This is a genomic window from Variovorax sp. BGA-UO-ETr-C22, assembly GCF_059567965.1.
The window spans coordinates 62,333-78,249 of record NZ_JCAQPA010000007.1 but is presented as its reverse complement, the minus strand read 5'-3'; the positions used below and the strand labels follow the sequence as shown (position 1 = coordinate 78,249).

Sequence of the window (15,917 nt, the reverse complement as noted above, 5' to 3'; positions counted from 1 at the left end):
ACCGCCCGGTCCGGCACATCGATCCCAGCGAAACGAAAGGAATGGAGATGCAACAGCTCTGCAAGGACCGCGTGGTCGTCATCACCGGCGCCGGCCGCGGCCTCGGCCGCGAATACGCACTGGAGTTCGCGCGCCAGGGCGCGAAGGTGGTCGTCAACGACCTGGGCGCCAGGCCCGACGGCACGGGCGCCATGAACGGCCCGGCCCAGGAAGTGGTGGCCGAGATCCGCGCGATGGGCGGCGAGGCCGTGGCCAACACCGACGACGTGTCCGACTGGGAGGGCGCCAGGCGGCTGATCGAGGCCGCGATCACCGCGTTCGGCGGGCTCGACGTGCTGGTCAACAACGCCGGCATCCTGCGCGACAAGACGCTGGTGAACATGGACATCGACGATTTCGACGCCGTGATCCGCGTCCACCTGCGCGGCACCTTCGCGCCGATGCGCCATGCCGCCGCGTACTGGCGTGAAGAAGCCAAGGCCGGCCGCCCGCGCGTGGCGCGCGTCGTCAACACCAGTTCGTCGTCGGGCCTGTACGGCATCGTCGGGCAGACCAACTACGGCGCGGCCAAGGCCGGCATCGCCAACATGACCATCGTCGCGTCGCGCGAGCTGGAGCGCTATGGCGCGACGGTCAATGCGATCTACCCGACCGCGATGAGCCGCCTCACGGAAGACCTGTTCAAGAGCGGCCAGCTCAACCCCAAGGCACCGGCCGGCGCCGCCGGGTTCGACCCGCTGGACGCGGCGAACGTGGCGCCGCTGGTCGTCTGGCTGGGCAGCGTGCATTCCGGCGCCGTCACCGGCCGGGTGTTCGGCGCCAAGGGCGGGCGCATCACGGTGGCCGAAGGGTGGCGCGCCGGTCCTCACGTGCAGAAGGACAGCCGCTGGACCGCCGCCGAGCTGGGCGAGGTGCTGCCCGGCCTCGTCGCGCGCGCGGCGCCGAACGCCGACCTGAGCGGCCAGCTGAATGCGCCGAACGCCTGACATGAACAAGGACTGCGGACACCGGTCCGTCCCAGGAGGCACCGCATGAAAACGGCGAACTACCTTGGAGACTTTGCCGCCCTGACGCCGGACAAGCCCGCCGTCATCAACGGCAGCAGCGGCGAGCGCCTCAGCTACCGCGAACTGGACGAACGCTCCAACCGGCTCGCGCAGGTGCTGCACGCCCAGGGCCTGCGCCGCGGCGATTGCATCGCGATGCTGCTGGAGAACCACATGCGCTGCTTCGAGGTGGCCTGGGCGGCCTTCCGCTCGGGGCTGCTGCTGACGGCGGTCAACCGGTTCCTCACGGCGGGGGAGGTGGCCTACATCGTGGAGGACAGCGGTGCGCAGGTGCTGATCTCCTCGGTCGCGATGGCCGGTGTCGCGGCCGAACTGGCCGGCACCACGCCGCACTGCACGCGGCGGCTGATGATCGACGGCGTCATTCCCGGGTGGGAGTCCTACGAGCAGGCCGTGGCCGGCGCGCCGGCGCAGCGGCTGGCCGAGGAGTGGGTGGGCGGCACGCTGCTGTACAGCTCCGGCACGACAGGCCGGCCCAAGGGCATCGTGCGCGCGGCGGCCCGTGCGCGCTTCGACGACGACGTGGCCGACCCGCGCCTGATGATGATGCACCGGTACAAGTTCGACGCCGGTTCGGTCTACCTGTCGACGGCGCCGCTGTACCACGCAGCCCCGCTGTCCTATGCGACCAACACGCACTTCTTCGGCGGCACCGTGGTGTTCATGCCCAAGTTCGATGCGGTCGAGTCGCTGGCGCTGATCGAGCGTTACCGCGTCACCCACAGCCAGTGGGTGCCGACCATGTTCATCCGGTTGCTGAAGCTGCCGGACGCATCCCGCGAAGCCTTCGACCTGTCCAGCCACCGCGTGGCCATCCATGCCGCGGCGCCGTGTCCTGCCGAGGTCAAGCGCCGCATGATCGATTGGTGGGGCCCGATCGTGGTGGAGTACTACGGCGGCAGCGAAGGCAACGGCCTGACCTCCATCGACAGCCGTGAAGCGCTCGCGCACCCCGGCTCGGTGGGCCGTGCCGTGCTGGGCGTGCTGCGCATCTGCGACGACGACGGCAACGAGCTCGCGGCGGGCCAGGACGGGCTGATCTACTTCGAGCGCGACACGCTGCCCTTTCACTATCACCGCGACCCCGGCAAGACCCGCGCGGCCCAGCATCCACGGCACCCGAACTGGACCGCGATCGGCGACATCGGCCACCTCGACACGGACGGCTACCTGTACCTGACCGACCGGCTCTTCTACATGATCATTTCGGGCGGGGTGAACATCTACCCGCAGGCCATCGAGGATGCGTTGGCCCTGCACCCCAGCGTGCAGGACGCCGCCGTGATCGGCGTGCCCGACGCCGAGATGGGCGAGGCCGTGAAGGCCGTCATCGAGCCCGCGCCCGGCGTGGCGCCCACGCCGGCCTTGGCCGAAGCGCTCATCGCCTTCCTGCGCGGCAAGGTCGCGAGCTACATGCTGCCGCGCTCGGTGGACTTCATCGACGAGATGCCGCGTCTCCCCACCGGAAAGCTCTACAAGCGCGCGCTGCGCGAGCGCTATGCCAGGCCTGAACTGAACCAGGAACCACAGACATGAACGACACCACCGAAACCCTGCGCGCGTCGCAGCTGCGCATCGAAGGCGGCATCGCCGAACTCAGCCACCAGCGACCGGCGCTGCGCAATGCGCTGTCGACCGAACTGCAGATGGACTATGTCGACGTGATCGCGCGCGTCGAGAGCGACCGCGAGATCCGCGTGCTGCTGATCACCGGCTCGGGCGGCAGCTTCTCGGCCGGCGGCGACGTCAAGTTCATGCGCGAACGGCTGACCGATCCGAGCGTGGCGACGGCGGACTACATGCGCAGCCGGCTGCGCAAGGCGCACCAGTGGCTGACCCGCCTGCGTGAGCTGGAGGTGCCGGTGGTTGCCGCTGTCGACGGGCCGGCCTACGGCGCGGGCTTCGGCCTGGCATTGCAGGCGGACTTCGTGCTCGCGTCGACACGCGCGGTGTTCTGCGCCTCGTTCGCGCGCCTGGGTGCCGTGCCCGACTTCGGCCTGCTGCATACGCTGCCGCGCATCGTGGGCCTGTCCCGCGCGAAGGAGCTCATGCTGACGGCGCGCCGCCTGGGGGCCGAGGAGGCGCAGGCCTGGGGCCTCGTGCATGCGGTCCATGCGGACGATGCGTTGCAGGCCGAGGCGAGGGCGTTCGCGCAGCGCCTGTGCGCAGGCCCGCGCGAGGCGGCCGGCATGACCAAGAACCTGGTCAACCGAAGTTTCGAGACCGACTGCGCCGCGATGTTCACGGCCGAGGCCAGCGCGCAGGCCGTGGCCATGCAGACGCCCTACCACGCCCAGGCCGTGGCCGACTTCGCGCGCGACGGCGCCTTCCGCTACGACTGGGACCGCATGGCGGCCGGGCGGTCCACCTCCTGAATCGCGAAGGAACAACCGCATGACTGACAACGTTCTGGTCGCCGGCGTCGGCATGGTGCCTTTCACCAAGCCGGGTGCCGGCCCCAACTATCTCGAGATGGGCGGCGATGCCGTGCGCCTGGCATTGGCCGACGCCGGCATCGGCTACGGCCAGTTGCAGATGGCGTTCGCCGGTTATGTCTATGGCGACACCAGTTGCGGGCAGGGCGTGTTGTACCGCGTGGGCCGCACGGCCCTTCCGGTGTTCAACGTCAACAACGCCTGTGCCACCGGCTCCAGCGCGCTCTACCTGGCGCGCGCCGCGGTACAGAGCGGGCAGGTCGAGTGCGCATTGGCGCTGGGCTTCGAGCAGATGCAGCCGGGGGCCACGCGCTCCAACTTCCCGGATCGCCCGATCCCGCGCGGCGACGTGCTGCCGATCCAGGACGCGCTGTGCGGCGATGCCGGCGAGATCCCGCGCAACCTGGTGACCTTCGGCGGCGCCGGCCGCGAGCACATGCGCCAGTACGGCACGCGGATGTCCACCTTCGCCGCGATCCGCGCCAAGGCCAGTCGCCATGCCGCGAACAACCCGCTGGCGCTGTTCAGGAAGATCGTGACGACCGAAGACGTCATGAACGACCAGGTCATGTGGGACGGCGTGATGACCCGCATGATGGCCTGCCCGCCCACCTGCGGCGCGGCCGCCGCGGTCGTCTGCTCGCCCGCGTTCGCGCGGCGGCACGGCCTGCGCACCGACGTCGCGATCCTGGCGCAGGCCATGGTCACGGACCCGCAGGAGTCCTTCGAGCCGCCGACCATGAAAGGCTTCGTCGGCAGCTACATGGCGCAGCGCGCCTCGCGCGCGGTCTACGAACAGGCCGGCGTCGATCCGCGGGACATCCCGGTGGTCGAACTGCACGACTGCTTTGCGCACAACGAACTGCTGAGCTACGAGTCGCTGGGCCTGTGCCCCGAAGGCGGTGCCGAGCAGTTCGTGCTGGACGGCGACAACACCTACGGCGGCCGTGTCGTCACCAATCCGTCCGGCGGCCTGCTGTGCAAGGGCCATCCGCTGGGCGCCACCGGCCTGGCGCAGTGCTACGAGTTGACGCACCAGCTGCGCGGCACCGCGGACAAGCGCCAGGTCGAGGGTGCGCGGCTGGCGCTGCAGCACAACCTGGGCCTGGGCGGCGCCTGCGTGGTCACGCTGTACGGCAGGCATTGAGTTTTTCAGACGGTTCCCGTCGTTGCGGCTTTCCGACTTTCACCAGGAGACAAGACCATGTTCACGCACTCGCAAGATGCCACCACCCTGCACCGGCGGGTCCTGCGGCTCAGCCTGTGGGGGGCCTTGCTGGGCCTTGCCGCATCGGCGACGGCGCAGCCCGCGGCCTACCCCGACCGGCCGGTGCGCATCGTGTCGGTCAGCGGCGCGGGCACCGGGGTCGACGACTTCACCCGGCTGGCCGCCAAGTACCTCAGCGACAAGACCGGCAAGTCGTTCTATGTGGAGAACCGGCCTGGCGCCAACAGCATCCTGGCGTCGGACCACGTGGCCAAGGCGGCGCCCGACGGCTACACGCTGCTGCTGGCGGTGGCCAGCGCCGTGGCCGCCAACCCCTACATGTTCAAGAGCCTGCCCTACGACGCGAACAAGGATTTGCTGCCGATCGCGCGCATGTCCGTGGTCCCCATCGTGGTGACGGTGCCGGCCACGTCGCCGTACCGCAGCCTGGACGCCTTGCTGGCGGCCGCGCGCGCCCATCCCGGAAAGCTCAGCTATGGCACCAGCACATCGGGCTACAAGGTCATGACCGCGGCGATCAACGGCCTGGCGAAGGTCCAGGCGCTGGACGTGCCCTACAAGAGTTCGTCGGGCATGCTGCCCGACCTGCTCGCCGGCACCATCGACTACGCGATGCTGGAGGTGTCGCAGGCCGTGCCGCAGGTGGAAGGCGGCAAGCTCCGGGCACTGGCGGTGTCGAGCCCGATGCGCGTTGCGGCCCTGCCCGATGTGCCCACGCTGGGCGAACTGGGCCTGGGCGATGCCACGCTGACGAGCTGGCTGGGCCTGTTCGCGCCGGCCGGCACGCCGCGGCCCATCGTGGACAAGCTCTCGCTGCTGGCCGTGGAGTTCGTCGCGTCGCCTGAAGCCCAGGCGCATTTCGCGCGGCGCGGCACGGCGGCCTACCCGGCGGCCTCGGCTGAGTTCACGAAGGCCATCCGCGAAGACCAGGCGCGCTGGAAGCACTACATCACGACCACGGGCCTTCAGCCGGAGTAGCGCGCCGGCGGCCCTTTCGCGTTCGACCTGTCCGTCTTGCCATCTGTCCGGACCGTGCGTCCGGCGAGGAACCCGCCATGCACCGCATCCAGACCTTCGTGCTCGCCGCCGCCCTGGCGTGCAGCGCTCCGGGCTTCGCCCAGGGCTTTCCGACCCGTTCCATCACCATGGTCGTGCCCGCGCCGGCCGGTGGCGCGTCGGATGCCATTGCACGCTCGCTGGCCGACGCGATGGGCAAGGCGCTGGGGCAGGTCATCGTCGTCGACAACAAGCCCGGCGCGTCGGGCATGCTGGCCACGCAGCTTGTCGCGCGTGCGCCCGCCGATGGCTACACGCTGCTGGTGACGCACACCACGCCCATCTACTACGCGCACCACACGTTCTCGAAGGTGCCCTACGACGTGCGTTGGGACCTCGCCTTCGTGACGCACATCTGCGATGCGAGCCTGGTGCTGGCGGTGCACAAGGATGTGCCTGCCAGGAACATGACGGAGTTCATCGCATGGGCCAGGTCCAACAAAGGCAAGGTCAGCTACGGCTCCTATGGGGTGGGCTCGTCCGGGCACCTGATGAGTTCCTACCTTGGCGAATCACGGCAACTCGGCATGTCGCATGTGCCCTACAAGGGCGAGGCGCCCATGATCCAGGACCTCATCGGCGGCCACATCCCCTGGGCCTTCGCCACGGCCGGCTCCCTGTCGCCGCACTTCGCGAGCGGCCAGTTGCGGCCGCTGGCCGTGGTGGGCGAGCAGCGGCTCGACGACCTGCCGGGCGTGCCGACGCTGATCGAGGCTGGCTTTCGCGACCCGGAGTTCAAGATCATCGGCGGGCTGACCATGATGGTGGCCGCAGGCACGCCGCCGCCCGCGCTCGCCCGCCTGGAGAAGGAGGCGCGGGCGGCCATTCAAACCGTGCAGCTCAAGGCGCGGTTCCAGGTCTTCGGCCTGATCGGTGTTGGCAACAGCGCCAAGGAGGCGCGCGAGGGCTTCGAAGCCAGCGGGCCGGTCATCGAGAAGCTCGTGCGGATCTCCGGGGCAAAGATGGACTGAATGGGCGCGCCGACTCGCCATTACGGCTAGTGAATTCTGCGCGGCGAGTGGCGATCATGAACCCCAAGGCGACCGGTTTCCCCAACGCCGAAGTTCCATCAACAGACGCATCGAGAGGAGCTCCCAGTGGATGTGAATCGCACGGTCTTTCGCGAAGACCACGAAATGCTCAGACCCAGCGCACAGCGCTTCTTTGAACGCGAGTGCGTGCCTCGCCAGGCGGCGTGGGACCAGGCCGGCCGGATCGACCGCGAGACCTGGCTCAAGGCCGGCCGCGAAGGCCTGCTGTGCGTGACGGTGCCGACCGAATACGGCGGCGGTGGCGGCGACTTCGGCCATGCGGCGGTGGTCCTCGAAGAGGTGCACCGCGCGGGTGTGTCGGGCGCGGGGTTCTCGCTGCACTCCGACATCATTGCGCCGTACATCGTGCGCCTGGGAACCGAAGCGCAGAAACAGCAATGGCTGCCAGGCATCTGCCGCGGCGAGCAGATCCTGGCGGTGGGCATCACCGAGCCGGGCGGCGGCTCCGACGTGAAGGCGATCCGCACCACCGCCGTGCGCGACGGCGACGACTACGTCATCAACGGCAGCAAGATCTTCATCAGCAACGGCCTGAGCTGCGACATGGTGCTGCTGGTGTGCAAGACCGAACCGGCCGCTGGCGCCAAGGGCGTGAGCCTGATCATGGTCGAGGCCGACCGCGCAGGCTTTCGCCGCGGCCGCAAGCTCGACAAGGTGGGCCAGCCCGCGGCCGACACCGCCGAATTGTTCTTCGACAACGTGCGCGTGCCCGTGGCCAATCGCCTGGGCGAAGAGAACCAGGGCTTCGCCTACCTCATGCAGGAGCTGGCGCAGGAGCGCCTGATCATCGCCCTGTATGCCGCTGTTGCGCTGGAGCGCCTGCTCGGCCTCACGCTCGAGTACGTGAAGGACCGCCGCGCCTTCAACCAGACCGTGTGGGACTTCCAGAACACGAAGTTCAAGCTGGCCGACGTCAAGGCGCAGTCGGTGGCCGTGCGCACGCTGGTCGACTACTACCTGGGCGAACACCTGCGCCGCAAGCTCAGCGTGCAGGAGGCAGCCATCGCCAAGATGTACGCCACCGAGGCGCTGTGGAAGTGCCTGGACGACATGGTGCAGCTGCACGGCGGCTACGGCTACATGCTGGAGTACCCCATCGCACGCGCCTTCACCGACTACCGCGTCTCGCGCGTGGTGGGCGGCGCCAACGAGGTCATGCGCGACCTCATCGCACGCAAGCTGTAGGCGCCGCGCTGCCTACGACTTTCCTTCCTTCTTCCCCCTTACTGAACTGGAGAAACCATGAGTGAAAAAGTCCTGGTCGGCGGTGTCGGCATGATCCCGTTTGCCAAGCCTGGCGCGAGCCCGAGCTACACCGACATGGGCGCCGACGCGGTGCGCCGCGCGCTGGCCGATGCCGGCATCGGCTACGAGCTGGTGCAGCAGGCCTACGTGGGCTACGTGTACGGCGACTCGACCTGCGGGCAGACCGCGCTGTACGAAGTCGGTCTCACCGGCATTCCGGTCGTCAATGTCAACAACAACTGCTCGACCGGCTCGACCGCGCTGTACCTCGCACGTCAGGCCGTGGCGCTGGGCGACGCCGACTGCGTGCTGGCGCTGGGCTTCGAGCAGATGCAGGCCGGCGCGCTCAAGTCGCACTGGGACGACCGGCCCCGCACGCGGGCCCGCGTCTCGCACATCGTGAGCGACCTCACGGCCGACGTGCCCGAGCTGCCACAGGCCCTGCGCACCTTCGGCGGCGCGGGCCGCGAGCACATGCAGAAGTACGGCACGAAGATGCAGACCTTCGCCGCGATCCGCGCCAAGGCCAGCCGGCATGCCGCCGCCAACCCGCTGGCGATCTTCAGGAACGTGCTCAGCACCGAGGACGTGATGAACGACAAGGTGATGTGGCCCGGTGTGATGACGCGTCTGATGGCCTGCCCGCCGACCTGCGGCGCGGCCGCCGCGCTGATCGTGTCCGAGAAGTTCGCGAAGAAGCACGGCCTGCGCAGCGACGTGCAGATCCTGGCGCAGGCGATGACCACCGACCCGGTCGCCTCCTTCGATCCGCCCTCGATGATCAGCTACGCCGGTTTCCACATGGCGCAGGCGGCGGCGAACAAGGTCTATGAGAAGGCCGGCGTCGACCCCGCGGACATCCGCGTCTGCGAGCTGCACGACTGCTTTGCCCAGAACGAACTGCTGACCTACGAAGCACTGGGCCTGTGCCCGGTGGGTGAGGGGGAGAAGTTCGTCGAGGACGGCGACAACACCTACGGCGGGCGGGTGGTGACCAATCCGTCGGGCGGCCTGTTGTCCAAGGGCCATCCGCTCGGTGCCACCGGTCTCGCGCAGTGCTACGAGCTGACGCACCAGCTGCGCGGCACGGCCGACCAGCGGCAGGTGGACGGCGTGACGCTCGCGCTGCAGCACAACCTGGGTCTGGGCGGCGCCTGCGTGGTGACGCTGTACGGCCGCAACTGAGCAGGGACGCGACATGCTCGACCGCAACCTCATCGGCCACGCCCTCGGAAAGCGCAGCCTCACCGTCGAAGAGGGCGCCGTGCGCTCGTACGCGCAGGCCATCGGCGAGACCGATGCGACCTGCCTCGATGCGTCGGCCGCACGCGACGCCGGCCACCGCGCGCTGCGCGTGCCGCCCACCTTCCTGTCGTGCCTGGAAGGCCGGCTGTTCCAGACGCGCGCGCTGCTGGACCTGGCCCGCATTGATCTGAAGCGCCTGCTGCATGCGGAGCAAAGCTACGAATACCACGCGCAGGCCTATGCCGGCGACGTCCTCAGCTACGAGCCGAAGATCGTCGACGTCTACGACAAGAAAGGCGGGGCGCTGGAGTTCCTCGTGAAGCAGACCCGCGTGACCAACCAGGACGGCGTGCACATCGCCGACCTGCGCACGGCCCTCGTGCAACGCCAGCTCGCGGAGGCATGACCACATGACGACCCCGGCACTGAAAGACCTGCAGGTGGGCGACGGCATTCCCGCGCTGCAGCTGCCCGCGATCTCCCGCACCACGCTGGCGCTGTATGCCGGCGCCTCGGGCGACCACAACCCGATTCACATCGACATCGACTTCGCCCGCAACGCCGGCCTGGACGACGTGTTCGCGCACGGCATGTTGTCGGCCGCCTACGTGGGACGGCTGGTCACGAACTGGGCGGGGCAGGAGCGGCTGCGGCGCCTGCATGTGCGCTTCACCGGCATCACGCAGGTGCACGACGTGCCGCTGTGCACCGGCCGCGTGACCGAGCGCTTCGCGCACGAAGGCGAGCCGCGCCTGCGTGTCGAAGTGCAGTGCGCCAACCAGAACGGCGACGTGAAGATCCTCGGCGAAGCCGTGGTGGCCGCCCTTTGAAATTCATCCACAGGAGAAAGCAAGCATGAACAGAAATCTCGAAGGCAAAGTGGCCATGGTCACCGGCGCAGGACGCGGCATCGGCCGGTGCATCGCGCTGAAGCTCGCCCATGAAGGCGCCAAGGTGGTGGTCAACGACCTCGACGCCGCACCGGCCGAAGAGGTGGTGGCGGAGATCCGCGGCGCCGGCGGACAGGCCGTCGCGTTCGCCAGCAGCGTGACCGCGCCGGACTTCGGCACCAACTTCGTCAAGGCGACGCTCGACGCCTTCGGCGCCATCGACATCATCGTCAACAACGCCGGCTACACCTGGGACAACGTGATCCAGAAGATGAGCGATGAGCAGTGGGACGCGATCCTGGACTGCCACCTGAAGGCGCCGTTCCAGGTGCTGCGCGCCGCGCAGCCGTACTTTCGCGAAGTGAGCAAGGCCGAGGCCGAGAACGGCAAGGAGGTGTTTCGCAAGGTGGTGAACATCTCCTCGATCTCGGGCACGCAGGGCAGCACGGGCCAGGTCAACTACTCGGCGGCCAAGGCGGGCCTGGTCGGCATGACCAAGACGCTGGCCAAGGAATGGGGCCGCATGAAGGTCAACGTGAACTGCGTGGCCTTCGGCTTCATCGCCACCCGGCTCACGCAGCCCGTGAAGGAAGCCAAGACGATCCAGATCGAGGGCAAGGAAATCCGCATCGGCGTGCGGCCCGAGACCATCGAGCGCGCCAGCAGCGAGATTCCGCTGGGCCGCCCCGGCACGCCCGAGGAAGCGGCGGGCTCGGTCTACATGTTCTGCATTCCGGAGTCGAACTACGTCACCGGCCAGACGCTGATCTGCGGCGGCGGGCGCGGCGGTTTCTAGCCAGGCACGCCTCAAGGCAGCTTTCATGGCACGGTTGACCCGCCACTACGCACACTGGCCCGCCGGCGTTCCGCAGACGCTGGAAGTGGCCGATCGCAACCTGTTCAGCCACCTCGCCAGAAGCGCCGAGGCCGCGCCGGACAAGGTCGCGATCTCCTACTACGGACGCTCGACCAGCTACCGCAGCCTGCATGCGGATGCACTGGCGCTGGCCGGCTACCTGCAGCAGCGGCTGGGCGTGCGGCGCGGCGACCGCGTGATGCTGCTGATGCAGAACTGCCCGCAGTTCGTCATCGCCTACTACGCGGTGCTGCGGTGCGATGCCGTGGTGGTGGCGATGAACGCCATGAGCACCGCCGAGGAGGTTGCCTACTACGCCAGCGATTCCGGCGCGCGGGTGCTGATCGCCACGCAGGACATGATGGACCGGGCGCAGTCCCTGCTCGACGACAACCGCCTGGACGGCTGCGTGGTCGGCGCGGTCTCCGAGCTGGCCGGAAGGCCGCAGGATGTGCCCTTCCTCGAGATTCCCGAGTTCGTGCGCGAAGCGCGGCGGCCGTTGGCCGGCCCCGGGCTGCACACGTTCTCCGGCGCGCTCGCGGCAGGCATCGCGCCGACCCCGATGCAGGGCGGGGGCGGCGACCTTGCCGTGGTGGCCTACACCTCGGGCACCACCGGCAAGCCCAAGGGCGCTATGCTGACCCACCGCAACTTCGCCCATGCGTCGCTGCAGCGCGTGCAGTGGCTGTCGGAGCAGGCCGACCAGTCCGAGCTGCTGGTGCTGCCGGCCAGCCATCTGGCCGGCATGAACGTGATGAACCTGGCGATCTACGTCGGGCGCACCGTCGTGCTGCTGTCGCGCTGGGATGGCGACGCGGTGGTCGAGCTGATCGAGCGGCTGCGCCTGTACGCCTGGTGCGCCGTCACGCCGATGCTGGCCGAGGTGTTCTCGCGGCCCGACATCGCGCAGCGCGACCTGTCGTCGCTGCGGCGGCTCTATGGCGGCGCCACGGCCATGCCCGAGGCGCTGATCCGCAAGATCGAGGAACGGCTGGGGCTGTCCTTCATCGAAAGCTACGGCCTCACGGAGGCCTGCGGCGCCTCGCACATCAACCCGCCCCAGGCGGCGCGGCGCCAGTGCGCGGGCGTGCCGCACATCAACTGCGATGCCCGCGTGATCGATCCGGATTCGGGCGCGGAACTGGGGCCCGCGCACCCCGGGGAAATCGTGATCCACGCGCCGACCCTGTTCGAGGGCTACTGGAACCAGCCGGAGGCCACGGCGGCGGCGACGATCGAGATCGACGGCAAGCGCTTCCTGCGCAGCGGCGACATCGGTCATCACGACGAGGACGGCTATTTCTATGTCACCGACCGGCTCAAGCGGATGATCAACGCGGCGGGCCTGAAGATCTGGCCCGCCGAGATCGAGACCTCGCTGTACGGCCACCCGGCGGTGCAGGAAGCCTGCGTGATCTCGGCCTTCGATGCGCGCCGCGGCGAGACCGTCAAGGCCTTCGTCGTGCTGCGTCCGGCGGCGCGCGGCACGCTGGCGCCGGAGGCGGTCACGGAATGGGCGCGCACGCGCCTGTCGGCCTACAAGGTTCCGCGCCTGGTCGAGTTCGTCGAGGCCCTGCCCAAGACCGCGACCGGAAAGATCCTGTGGCGCGAGATGCAGGCGCAGCAGGACGCGCACGACCAGGCCGCGCGCGCTGCGGCACTCGCGCTCACGTGAAGACCCTTCAAGGAGACAAGACATGAACAAGAAGATCGGTGCCGCATGGCTGGCCCTGGCCCTGGCCGTTCCTGCGCTCTCGCAGGCCCAGTCCGACGAAGGCTATCCCTCCCGTGCGGTGCGCTTCATCGTGCCCATCGGGCCCGGCAGCAGCGGCGACACGCTCACGCGGCTGATGGCGGAGCAGTTCAGGGCCGTCTCGGGGCAGGCGACCTTCGTCGAGAACCGGCCCGGTGCCGATCTTGTCGTGGGCACGCAGAACCTGCTGGGGGCGCCGGCGGACGGTCATTCGGTGGTACTCGTGAGCAACAGCACCATGGTGATCAACCCGCTGGTCATCAAGGACCTGCCCTACAAGGTGGAAGACCTGACGCCGATGCTCGACCTGGTGCGCATTCCGGCCGTGCTGGTGACATCGCCCGACTCGCGGTTCAAGACGCTGGGCGACCTGCTCGATGCGGCCCGCAAGGCGCCGGGGTCGGTCAGCATCGGTGTCTACGGCAACTCGTACCGGCTGGGTGCGCTGGACCTCGCGCGCCGGGCGGGCGTGAAGTTCAATGCCATTCCCTACAAGGGCGCCTCGCAGGCGATCGCCGACGTGATCGGCGGCGTGGCCGATGCGGCGCTGACCGATATCGGCGGCGCGGCGCCGCTGATCGCCTCGGGCAAGGTGCGCGGGCTGGGCGTGTCCTCGGGCAAGCGCCACGCGTTGATGCCGGGAGTGCCCACCGTGCAGGAAGGTGGCGTGGCCGACTACACGCTCTTCACCTTCATCGGCTTCGCGATCCGCGCCAAGACGCCGGCGCCGATTGCCGGAAAGTTCGAGGCGCTGATGGTGCGCGCGGCCGCCGACCCGGCGTTCCGCGAGCAGGTGGTGCGCATCAGCGGTGGGGAGTTTGCCGGCACGGGCCGGGAGCCGTTCAGCGCGATGATTGCAAGTGAATCGGTGCGCACGCGCGAACTGGTCAAGCTGGCCGGGCCGAATTTCATGCAGTGATCGATCGCGCGGTCCCCGGCGCCGTGGCACCGGGGACCACGTGCGAGCCGGGTCAGCGCGCGATGACTGCGTCGCCCAGGATCTTCACCTCGCCGTCCTGGTTGGTGGTGCGGATTTCCACCTTCACCCGCTCTTCGCCGCCGGCCTCGAACTTCTCGATGACCTCGCCCGTGCAGGTGATCGCGTTGCCCAGGTGCGTGATGCCGGCGAAGCGCGCGTTGAACTGGCGCACCTTGCGCTGGTCGACCCACTGCGTCAGCAGGCGGCCCAGGTAGGCCATCGACAGCATGCCGTGCGCGAACACGTCGGGCATGCCGCCGCGTTGCGCGAAGTCCAGGTCGATGTGCATCGGGTTGTGGTCGTTCGATGCGCCGGCAAAAAGCGCCAGGGTCGTGCGGTTGATCGGGGCGAGTGTCAGTGGGGGCAAGGTATCGCCAGGTTCGAGGGCGTCGAAATTCAGGGTCTTCATCGGGTGTTCCTTGTGTTCAGCCATTGCGGTGCACCAGCACCTTGCGGATGTCGGCCACGTGCTCCGAGCGCTGGTTGGTGACGCGGGTTTCCATGACGACGAACTCGAGCGCGCCGCCTTTCTTCTCGTAGACATCGGTGACGCGGCTGTCGAAGTGCAGCGTGTCGCCCGCATGGGCCATGCGCCGGTAGGTGAAGGACTGCTCGCCGTGCAGCACGCGCGCCAGTTCGATGCCGGCTTCCTCGCGCCAGTTGCTCGGCGGACGCGCGAGCTCCAGCGAGAACAGGAAGGTGGGCGGCAGCGGCAAGGTGGGGTGGCCGGCATCGCGCGCGGCGGACTCGTCGAAGTAGACCGGATCGGTCTCGCCGATGGCCTTGGCGAAGAAGCGCAGCTGCCCGGCTTCGGCGGTGATGGCAAAAGGCGGGAAAGCCATGCCGATGATGTTCCTGTCGATCATGAAGATGCTCCTTGTTTGAATGCCGGCTTGCCCGGCCTACAGCTTGCGCGAGATCAGGTCGCGCATCACTTCGCTGGTGCCGCCGTAGATGCGGCTCACGCGCATGTCGACGAAGGCGCGTGCGATGGGGTACTCCAGCATGTAGCCGTAGCCGCCGTGCAGCTGCACCATGTCGTCGATGCACTTCCACAGCGTCTCGGTGGCGAACAGCTTGGCGATCGCGGCTTCTTCCACCGTCAGCCGCCGGCTCATGTGGGCCGCGAGGTAGTGGTCGACCATCGTGCGCAGTGCCACCGACTGGGCCTTGATGTCGGCCAGCTTGAACTTCGTGTTCTGGAAATCCCACACGGTCTGCTCGAAGGCGCGGCGGTCCTTCACGTACTCGAGGGTCTGCTGCAGCAGCCGCTCGAGCTTGGTCGCGGCGCTGACGGCGATCATGAAGCGCTCCTGCGGCAGCTCCTGCATCAGGTAGGCGAAGCCCTTGCCTTCTTCACCCAGCCGGTTGGCCACCGGCACGCGGACGTTGTCGAAGAACAGCTCGGCCGTGTCCTGGGCGCGCATGCCGACCTTGTCGAGCTTGCGGCCGCGGCGAAAGCCGGGGCGGTCCGTCTCGACCACGACCAGGCTCACGCCCTTGGCGCCGGCGGCTGGGTCGGTCTTGCACACCACGACCACCAGGTCGCTGAGGAAGCCGTTGCTGATGAAGGTCTTGCTGCCGTTGATGAGGTAGTCGTCGCCGTCGCGCACGGCGGTGGTGCGCAGCGACTTCACGTCCGAGCCGCCGCCCGGTTCGGTGATGGCCACCGCCAGGATCTGCTCGCCGCGGCAGATGCCCGGCAGCCACTTCTGCTTTTGCGCCTCGGTGCCCAGGCGGTGGATGTAGGGCGCCACGATGTCCGAATGCAGCCCGATCGACAGGCCGCCGACACCGGCGTGCGCGATCTCCTCGGCGATGATGGCCGCGTGGCCGAAGTCGCCGCCACCGCCGCCGTATTCGGTGGGCAGCGTGGTGCACAGCAGGCCCTCGCGGCCGGCTTTTAGCCAGACCTCGCGGCTGACCTGGCCGTCGCGGTCCCAATCGGCCTGGTGGGGCACGCACTCGCGTTCGAAAAAGCGGCGCACCGTGGTGCGGAATGTCTCGTGGTCCTCACGATAGACGCTGCGTTCGACCTGCATGTCGCGATCTCCTTGGGTGACGGAACGGAGCGATCCGCCGAAGGCGTCACGGCGCAATCCGTTCCCTTG

General features: G+C 68.6%; 16 protein-coding genes. 13 read left to right on the top strand and 3 right to left on the bottom strand.

Annotated elements, in window-relative coordinates; all coding sequences use genetic code 11:
- The first annotated feature begins 47 nt into the window (after positions 1-47).
- The 13 genes from AC57B8_RS04390 to AC57B8_RS04330 all read left to right on the top strand — a co-directional run bounded on the left by AC57B8_RS04390 (position 48) and on the right by AC57B8_RS04330 (position 13,746).
- Positions 48-986: an SDR family oxidoreductase gene (locus AC57B8_RS04390; protein ID WP_496478790.1), complete on the top strand. Its 939-nt coding sequence runs from the start codon at positions 48-50 to the stop codon at positions 984-986.
- 45 nt (positions 987-1,031) lie between these two features.
- Positions 1,032-2,603, top strand: a complete 1,572-nt coding sequence (locus tag AC57B8_RS04385; protein ID WP_496478789.1) for an acyl-CoA synthetase — start codon at positions 1,032-1,034, stop codon at positions 2,601-2,603.
- The gene (locus tag AC57B8_RS04380; RefSeq protein ID WP_496478788.1) at positions 2,600-3,442 is read left to right on the top strand and encodes an enoyl-CoA hydratase/isomerase family protein; all 843 of its coding nucleotides are present in this window, start codon (positions 2,600-2,602) and stop codon (positions 3,440-3,442) included. The genes AC57B8_RS04385 and AC57B8_RS04380 overlap by 4 nt, the downstream gene beginning before the upstream one ends.
- Before the next feature lie 19 nt (positions 3,443-3,461).
- Positions 3,462-4,649, top strand: a complete 1,188-nt coding sequence (locus AC57B8_RS04375) for a lipid-transfer protein (protein WP_496478787.1) — start codon at positions 3,462-3,464, stop codon at positions 4,647-4,649.
- A gap of 57 nt (positions 4,650-4,706) precedes the next feature.
- Positions 4,707-5,708, top strand: coding sequence for a Bug family tripartite tricarboxylate transporter substrate binding protein (locus AC57B8_RS04370; protein WP_496478786.1), 1,002 nt, complete (start codon positions 4,707-4,709; stop codon positions 5,706-5,708).
- A 77-nt stretch (positions 5,709-5,785) separates the two neighbouring features.
- On the top strand, positions 5,786-6,757 hold the full coding sequence (locus tag AC57B8_RS04365; protein ID WP_496478785.1) for a Bug family tripartite tricarboxylate transporter substrate binding protein: 972 nt from the start codon (positions 5,786-5,788) through the stop codon (positions 6,755-6,757).
- Between the two features lie 126 nt (positions 6,758-6,883).
- Positions 6,884-8,023, top strand: a complete 1,140-nt coding sequence (locus AC57B8_RS04360; protein ID WP_496478784.1) for an acyl-CoA dehydrogenase family protein — start codon at positions 6,884-6,886, stop codon at positions 8,021-8,023.
- Between the two features lie 57 nt (positions 8,024-8,080).
- Entirely contained in the window at positions 8,081-9,268 is a 1,188-nt protein-coding gene (locus AC57B8_RS04355; RefSeq protein ID WP_062474020.1) for a lipid-transfer protein, read from the top strand.
- 13 nt (positions 9,269-9,281) lie between these two features.
- Complete coding sequence (locus tag AC57B8_RS04350) at positions 9,282-9,734, top strand: MaoC family dehydratase N-terminal domain-containing protein (RefSeq protein WP_496478783.1); 453 nt, start codon at positions 9,282-9,284, stop codon at positions 9,732-9,734.
- Between the two features lie 4 nt (positions 9,735-9,738).
- Complete coding sequence (locus AC57B8_RS04345; protein WP_496478782.1) at positions 9,739-10,158, top strand: MaoC family dehydratase; 420 nt, start codon at positions 9,739-9,741, stop codon at positions 10,156-10,158.
- 25 nt (positions 10,159-10,183) lie between these two features.
- The gene (locus tag AC57B8_RS04340; RefSeq protein ID WP_495306177.1) at positions 10,184-11,014 is read left to right on the top strand and encodes an SDR family NAD(P)-dependent oxidoreductase; all 831 of its coding nucleotides are present in this window, start codon (positions 10,184-10,186) and stop codon (positions 11,012-11,014) included.
- A 25-nt stretch (positions 11,015-11,039) separates the two neighbouring features.
- Entirely contained in the window at positions 11,040-12,749 is a 1,710-nt protein-coding gene (locus tag AC57B8_RS04335; protein ID WP_492727697.1) for an AMP-binding protein, read from the top strand.
- 22 nt (positions 12,750-12,771) lie between these two features.
- Entirely contained in the window at positions 12,772-13,746 is a 975-nt protein-coding gene (locus AC57B8_RS04330; RefSeq protein ID WP_496478781.1) for a tripartite tricarboxylate transporter substrate binding protein, read from the top strand.
- Between the two features lie 52 nt (positions 13,747-13,798).
- Here AC57B8_RS04330 and AC57B8_RS04325 read toward each other — a convergent pair whose 3' ends face one another.
- Genes AC57B8_RS04325 through AC57B8_RS04315 form a run of 3 tightly spaced genes read right to left on the bottom strand, consistent with a single transcriptional unit; the run spans position 13,799 to position 15,848 of the window.
- Positions 13,799-14,215, bottom strand: a complete 417-nt coding sequence (locus tag AC57B8_RS04325; protein ID WP_496478780.1) for a MaoC family dehydratase — start codon at positions 14,213-14,215, stop codon at positions 13,799-13,801.
- Positions 14,216-14,231: 16 nt separating this feature from the next.
- On the bottom strand, positions 14,232-14,672 hold the full coding sequence (locus tag AC57B8_RS04320) for a MaoC family dehydratase N-terminal domain-containing protein (RefSeq protein WP_354345040.1): 441 nt from the start codon (positions 14,670-14,672) through the stop codon (positions 14,232-14,234).
- Positions 14,673-14,708: 36 nt separating this feature from the next.
- Entirely contained in the window at positions 14,709-15,848 is a 1,140-nt protein-coding gene (locus tag AC57B8_RS04315) for an acyl-CoA dehydrogenase family protein (protein ID WP_496478779.1), read from the bottom strand.
- Positions 15,849-15,917 lie beyond the last annotated feature (69 nt).

What these genes read in the sequence shown, in the direction of transcription:
- AC57B8_RS04355 (WP_062474020.1), top strand. Translation starts at nt 8,081, where the DNA reads ATGAGTGAAAAAGTCCTGGTCGGCGGTGTCGGCATGATCCCGTTTGCC.
- AC57B8_RS04365 (WP_496478785.1), top strand. Translation starts at nt 5,786, where the DNA reads ATGCACCGCATCCAGACCTTCGTGCTCGCCGCCGCCCTGGCGTGCAGC.
- AC57B8_RS04335 (WP_492727697.1), top strand. Translation starts at nt 11,040, where the DNA reads ATGGCACGGTTGACCCGCCACTACGCACACTGGCCCGCCGGCGTTCCG.
- AC57B8_RS04390 (WP_496478790.1), top strand. Translation starts at nt 48, where the DNA reads ATGCAACAGCTCTGCAAGGACCGCGTGGTCGTCATCACCGGCGCCGGC.
- AC57B8_RS04345 (WP_496478782.1), top strand. Translation starts at nt 9,739, where the DNA reads ATGACGACCCCGGCACTGAAAGACCTGCAGGTGGGCGACGGCATTCCC.
- AC57B8_RS04370 (WP_496478786.1), top strand. Translation starts at nt 4,707, where the DNA reads ATGTTCACGCACTCGCAAGATGCCACCACCCTGCACCGGCGGGTCCTG.
- AC57B8_RS04385 (WP_496478789.1), top strand. Translation starts at nt 1,032, where the DNA reads ATGAAAACGGCGAACTACCTTGGAGACTTTGCCGCCCTGACGCCGGAC.
- AC57B8_RS04330 (WP_496478781.1), top strand. Translation starts at nt 12,772, where the DNA reads ATGAACAAGAAGATCGGTGCCGCATGGCTGGCCCTGGCCCTGGCCGTT.
- AC57B8_RS04320 (WP_354345040.1), bottom strand. Translation starts at nt 14,672, where the DNA reads ATGATCGACAGGAACATCATCGGCATGGCTTTCCCGCCTTTTGCCATC.
- AC57B8_RS04380 (WP_496478788.1), top strand. Translation starts at nt 2,600, where the DNA reads ATGAACGACACCACCGAAACCCTGCGCGCGTCGCAGCTGCGCATCGAA.
- AC57B8_RS04325 (WP_496478780.1), bottom strand. Translation starts at nt 14,215, where the DNA reads ATGAAGACCCTGAATTTCGACGCCCTCGAACCTGGCGATACCTTGCCC.
- AC57B8_RS04340 (WP_495306177.1), top strand. Translation starts at nt 10,184, where the DNA reads ATGAACAGAAATCTCGAAGGCAAAGTGGCCATGGTCACCGGCGCAGGA.
- AC57B8_RS04375 (WP_496478787.1), top strand. Translation starts at nt 3,462, where the DNA reads ATGACTGACAACGTTCTGGTCGCCGGCGTCGGCATGGTGCCTTTCACC.
- AC57B8_RS04350 (WP_496478783.1), top strand. Translation starts at nt 9,282, where the DNA reads ATGCTCGACCGCAACCTCATCGGCCACGCCCTCGGAAAGCGCAGCCTC.
- AC57B8_RS04315 (WP_496478779.1), bottom strand. Translation starts at nt 15,848, where the DNA reads ATGCAGGTCGAACGCAGCGTCTATCGTGAGGACCACGAGACATTCCGC.